5 protein-coding genes are annotated in these 5,078 nt (G+C 77.2%); all 5 read left to right on the top strand.

Annotated elements, in window-relative coordinates; translation table 11 throughout:
* Positions 1 to 93: 93 nt before the first annotated feature.
* Entirely contained in the window at positions 94 to 933 is an 840-nt protein-coding gene (locus tag AB0I76_RS22130) for a hypothetical protein (RefSeq protein ID WP_357038533.1), read from the top strand.
* Positions 930 to 1,517 (top strand): DUF4129 domain-containing protein, encoded by a 588-nt coding sequence (locus AB0I76_RS22135; RefSeq protein WP_357038535.1) that lies wholly within the window; start codon positions 930 to 932, stop codon positions 1,515 to 1,517. The genes AB0I76_RS22130 and AB0I76_RS22135 overlap by 4 nt, the downstream gene beginning before the upstream one ends.
* Entirely contained in the window at positions 1,514 to 2,998 is a 1,485-nt protein-coding gene (locus tag AB0I76_RS22140) for a DUF4350 domain-containing protein (protein WP_357038538.1), read from the top strand. The genes AB0I76_RS22135 and AB0I76_RS22140 overlap by 4 nt, the downstream gene beginning before the upstream one ends.
* Positions 2,995 to 3,987: a MoxR family ATPase gene (locus AB0I76_RS22145; RefSeq protein ID WP_357038541.1), complete on the top strand. Its 993-nt coding sequence runs from the start codon at positions 2,995 to 2,997 to the stop codon at positions 3,985 to 3,987. The genes AB0I76_RS22140 and AB0I76_RS22145 overlap by 4 nt, the downstream gene beginning before the upstream one ends.
* Positions 3,984 to 5,078, top strand: a 1,095-nt coding sequence (locus AB0I76_RS22150; RefSeq protein WP_357038544.1) for a DUF58 domain-containing protein, incomplete at its 3' end; no start/stop codon positions are given. The genes AB0I76_RS22145 and AB0I76_RS22150, both read left to right, overlap by 4 nt.

Consider the following 5,078-nt stretch of genomic DNA (forward strand, 5'->3'; position numbering starts at 1 on the left):
GCGCGGCGCCGCACGCAGGGATCATGGTGACACGTGCGGTCCCGCGCGCCACCGCCGCGCGGCGCCCGTCCGTCCACCGCCTGAGGAGTACGCGTGCCCGACGCCGGCCCGACCGTCGTCCTGCCGCGCCGTCCGCTCACCGTGGGCGAGGTGCTCGACTCGGCCGTCCTGCTGCTGCGCGACCACGCCGCGGTGCTGGTCCCGCTCGCCCTGGTGCTGACGGTGGGCGAGCAACTGCTGCTGTACCCGCTGCGCCTCGCCGCCGGCACCGGGCCACCCACCTGGACCGTGGGCTTCGACGGGTTCGCCCTGTTCTGGCCGCTGCTGGCCGTCGGCGCCGCCGTCGAGGCGGTGATCGTCCTGCTGCTCGGCAACCCGGCCGGGCGGGCCGCCGGCGCCGCCCTGGTCGGGCGTACGGCGGGAGTGCGGGAACTGGTGCGTCCCGCCGGGGCACGCTGGGGCGCCACCCTGCTGAACGCTCCCCTGGTCGCGCTGGTCATGGTGGTCGCCGCCCTGCTCGGCCCGGTCTGGCTGCTCGGCTTCGCCCTGCTCGGCGGCATCGCCCCGGCCCTGGTCGTGGACCGGGTGGGTGCCGCCCGGGCCCTGCCGCGCTCGGCCGCGCTGGCCGTACGCGGTGGTCGGGCGGCCGCCCTGCGGCTCCTCGGCTACCTGGTGTGGTGGATCGTGCGGGTCGGGCTCGGTGTCGGCGTCTTCTACGGTGTCGAGACCCTGAACCTGCTGGACGACGACTGGACCATCGCGCTGTCGCTGGGGCTGTGGGCGGCCGTCAACGCCGTCGCGTACCCGGCGCTGGCCTGCCTGGACGCGGTGCTGCACCTGGAGGCCCGGATGCGCACCGAGGGGCTGGACATCCGGCTGTCCCGGGCCCGCGCGGAGGCACCCGAGGAGACGCTGCTGGCGGTCGGCCGATGAGCTTCAGCCGGTGGTGGACCGAGACGACCGCGAACCTCGGTGACCGGGTACCGCTTCCGCTGGTGGCACTGCTGCTGGTGCTCGGGGCGGTGCTGGCCGCCGTCGCCTGGTACACGTTCCCGGCCTGGGTGCCCCGCCGGCTGCCCCGGTTGCGGCTGCCCCGACTGCGGCTGCCCCGCCGGGCGAAACGGCGCCGGCGGGCACGCGCACGGGCCGGTGCCGCGCCCGCCGTACCGTCGCCCCGGGAACCCGAGGCGGAGCCGGCGGTGCCCGGCCACGTCTCCCTGGCGGACCGGCTGGCGACGCAGGGCCGCTACGCCGAGGCGGTCCGGGAGCGCCTGCGCGCGATGATCGGCGAGCTGGCCACCCGACGGGTGCTGACGCCGGAACCGGGCATGACCGTGGTCGAGGTCGTCGCCGCCGCGGCCCGGAACCGCCCACCGGTCGCGCCACCGCTCGGCGCCGCCGGGGCGATCTTCACCGAGCTGTGGTACGCGCGACAGCCCGTTACGGCCGAGCACGACCGCCGCATGCGAGAGCATGCCGACGACCTGCACCGCCTGCTGGCCGGGGAGGCACCGTGACCGCCGGCGCCACCACCGCCCCACCGGCGCCCCGCGCCACCGCCCGCCCCCGGCGACGCCGGCACCGGATCCTTCTCCCGCTCGGCCTGGCCGCGGCGCTGCTCGTCACCACCCTGGTCACCCACGCCGTCGACCAGCCCGACCCGACCGACGGCGGCTTCCTGTCCCCCGTGTCGAGCGGCGCGGACGGCGGCAGCCGCCTCGCCGACGCGCTGCGACAGCGCGGGGTGACCGTGCAGCGGGAGACGGACACCCTGCGCGCGCTGGCGGCCGCCCGGTCCGGGTCCGCCACGCTGTTCGTACCGTCCCCGGCCCTGGTGCACCCCCGGACGGTCGCCGCCCTCGGTGCCCTGCCCGCCCGTACCCGGGTGGTGCTGGTCGACCCGCCGCTGCGGGTGCTGCTCTCCGCCGGGCTGTCCGTGGCCCCGGGCGACCGCCGCTGGGCGGCGCGGGAGGTCGGGCCGGACGCCCGGGGGCTGTCCTGCCCGCTGCCCGAGCTGACCGGGACCGGCCCCGTCGCCCTCGGTCTCCAGCGCTGGACGACCTCCTTGGACCGGGTGGTGGACGCCGACTTCTGCTTCGCCGACCACCTGGTGCGGTTCGGGTCCACGACGGCGGACACCGTCGTGGTGGGGGCGAGCGACCCGTTCCGCAACGCACGACTCGACGAGTGGGACAACCGCGCGTTCGCCACTGCCCTGCTCGGCGGCACCGGGCGGGTGGTCTGGCTGGACCTCGACGGTCCGGCGCCGGCGCCCACCTACGCCTCCGGCCCCACCGGCGACCGTCCCGGGGACGGGGGACCGGGCTCCGGTGACGGCACCGGCGACGGCAGCGGGACGGGCGACGGGGACGGGCGCCCGGGTGGGCCCGGCAACGGGGACGGGCGCCCGGGTGGGCCCGGCAACGGGGACGGCTCCGGCGAGGGATCCACCGACGGCGAGGGCTCGACCGACGGCGACGACTCCGCCGACGGCGACTCCGACCCGCCGAACCCGCTCTGGAACGCCTTCCCCGGCTGGTTCTGGGCCCTGCTGCTCCAGCTCGCCCTGGCCGCACTGCTCGCCGCGCTCTGGCGGGCCCGCCGGCTCGGCCCGCCGAGCACGGAGCCACTGCCGGTGACCGTCCGGTCGACGGAGACGGTGCTCGGTCGCGCCCGCCTCTACCAGCAGGCCGGCGCCCGGGACGCCGCCGCCCGTACGCTGCGCACCGCCACCCTGGCCCGGCTCCTGCCCCGGCTGAACCTCCCGGCGAGCACCCCACCGGGCGAGATCGTCACGGCGGTGACCGCCCACACCGGCGAGGGCGAGGACCGCACCGGCGACCTGCTGTACGGGCCGGCGCCCGACTCCGACCAGGAGCTGCTGGAGCTGGCCCGCGACCTGGATCGGGTGGCCCGTACGGTGGCCCCGCACCCCGCCGGGCCGCTCCCGCCGGCCGACGCTCCGCACCCGCACCGACCCGAAGGAGAACCCCGGTGACCCGACCCGCCGGAACCGCCGAGCCGACGGCCACCGTCCCGGACGACCCCCGTGCCGCCCTCCACCGCCTGCGCCAGGAGGTCGCCAAGGCGGTGGTCGGGCAGGACGGGGTCGTCACCGGCCTGCTGATGGCCCTGCTCTGCCGGGGGCACGTGCTGCTGGAGGGCGTGCCGGGAGTGGCGAAGACCCTGCTGATCCGCACCGTGGCCACGGCACTGGACCTGGACTCCAAGCGGGTCCAGTTCACCCCCGACCTGATGCCCGGCGACGTCACCGGTTCGCTGATCTTCGACCCGCACACCGCCGCGTTCGCCTTCCGCGAGGGGCCGGTATTCACCAACCTGCTGCTCGCCGACGAGATCAACCGCACCCCGCCGAAGACCCAGTCTGCGCTGCTGGAGGTGATGGAGGAGCGGCAGGTCTCGGTGGAGGGCGAGCGGCGTCCGCTGCCCGACCCGTTCATCGTGGCCGCCACCCAGAACCCGGTCGAGTACGAGGGCACCTATCCGCTGCCCGAGGCGCAGCTCGACCGGTTCCTGCTCAAGCTGACCGTGCCGATGCCCAGCCGGGAGGAGGAGTTGGGCGTGCTCCGGGCGCACCACGCCGGCTTCGACCCCCGGGACCTGAGGGCGGCCGGCGTACGGCCGGTGGCGACGGCCGCGGACCTGGCGGCGGCCCGCGCGTCGGTCGGGCAGGTCCACCTGGCCGAACCACTCTTCGGCTACATCGTGGACCTGTGCCGGGCCACCCGCGCCACCCCCGCCCTGGAGCTGGGCGCGTCCCCCCGGGGCGCGACGGCACTGCTCGGCACGGCGAAGGCGTGGGCGTGGCTGGCGGGCCGGAACTACGTGGTCCCGGACGACGTCAAGGCGGTCGCCCGGCCCACCCTGCGGCACCGCCTGCGGCTGCGGCCCGAGGTCGAGTTGGAGGGCGTCACCGTCGACGCGGTGCTGGACACGGTGCTCGCCACCGTGCCGACACCGCGATGACCTGGCGGGCGGCGGCCCTGCTGGCGGCGGGCGCGGTCACCCTGCCGCTCTGGCCGTCGCCGTTCGCCGGCCTGCTGGTGATGGCCGCCGCCGTGCTGCTGGTGGCCCTGCTCGACCGGACGCTGGCGGTGCCGCCGGGCGCCCTCACCGCCGCACGCGAGGGGGACCGCGCGGTCCGGCTCGGCGACACGGCCACCGTCGCACTGGTGCTGCACAACCCCACCGGCCGTACGCTGCGTGCCCGGGTCCGCGACGCCTGGGTGCCGTCGGCCGGCGCCCACCCCGACGTACCGCCGTCCCGGGTCGTCCGGGTCGAGCCGGGCGGAACGGTGTCGCTCCCCACCCGGCTGACCCCGCTGCGGCGCGGCGACCGCCCGGCGACGGCGCTCACCGTCCGCTCCCTCGGCCCGCTGGGCCTGGCGTTCCGGCAGCGCTCCGGCCGCCCGGCGACGCCCGCGTGGACACTGCGGGTGCTGCCCCGGTTCGACTCCCGCCGGCACCTGCCGGAGAAGCTGTCCCGGCTGCGCGTCATCGACGGCACCCAGGTCAGCCGGGGACGCGGTCAGGGCACCGAGTTCGACGCCCTGCGCGAGTACGTCGTCGGCGACGACGTCCGCTCGATCGACTGGCGGGCCAGCGCCCGCCGGGCCGACGTGCTGGTGCGGACGTGGCGCCCGGAGCGGGACCGGCGGCTGGTGTGCGTGCTGGACACGGGCCGCACCTCGGCGGTCCGCGTCGGCGACGAGCCCCGGCTGGACACCGCGATCGACGCGGCGCTGCTGCTGACCGCCCTGGCCGCCCGCGCCGGTGACCGGGTCGACCTGCTCGCCGCCGACAACGCCGTACGGGCCACGGTCACCGGCACCCGCCCGGCCCTGCTCGCCCGGCTGGTCCACGCGCTCGCCCCACTGCAACCGTCGCTGGTGGAGACGGACTTCGACCTGATCGCCGCCGAGCTGCTGCGCCGGCGGCAGCACCGCAGCCTGGTGGTGCTGTTCACCGCGCTGGAGGCGGGTGCGCTCGGCGAGGGACTGCTCCCGGTGCTCCCCCGGCTGGCCGCCCGGCACACGGTGGTCGTCGCGGCCAGCCAC

Source organism: Micromonospora sp. NPDC049799, from assembly GCF_040656655.1.
In the GTDB taxonomy this organism is placed as follows: domain Bacteria; phylum Actinomycetota; class Actinomycetes; order Mycobacteriales; family Micromonosporaceae; genus Micromonospora.

Coding starts and splice junctions, on each gene's coding strand:
- AB0I76_RS22135 (WP_357038535.1), top strand. CDS start 930: ATGAGCTTCAGCCGGTGGTGGACCGAGACGACCGCGAACCTCGGTGAC.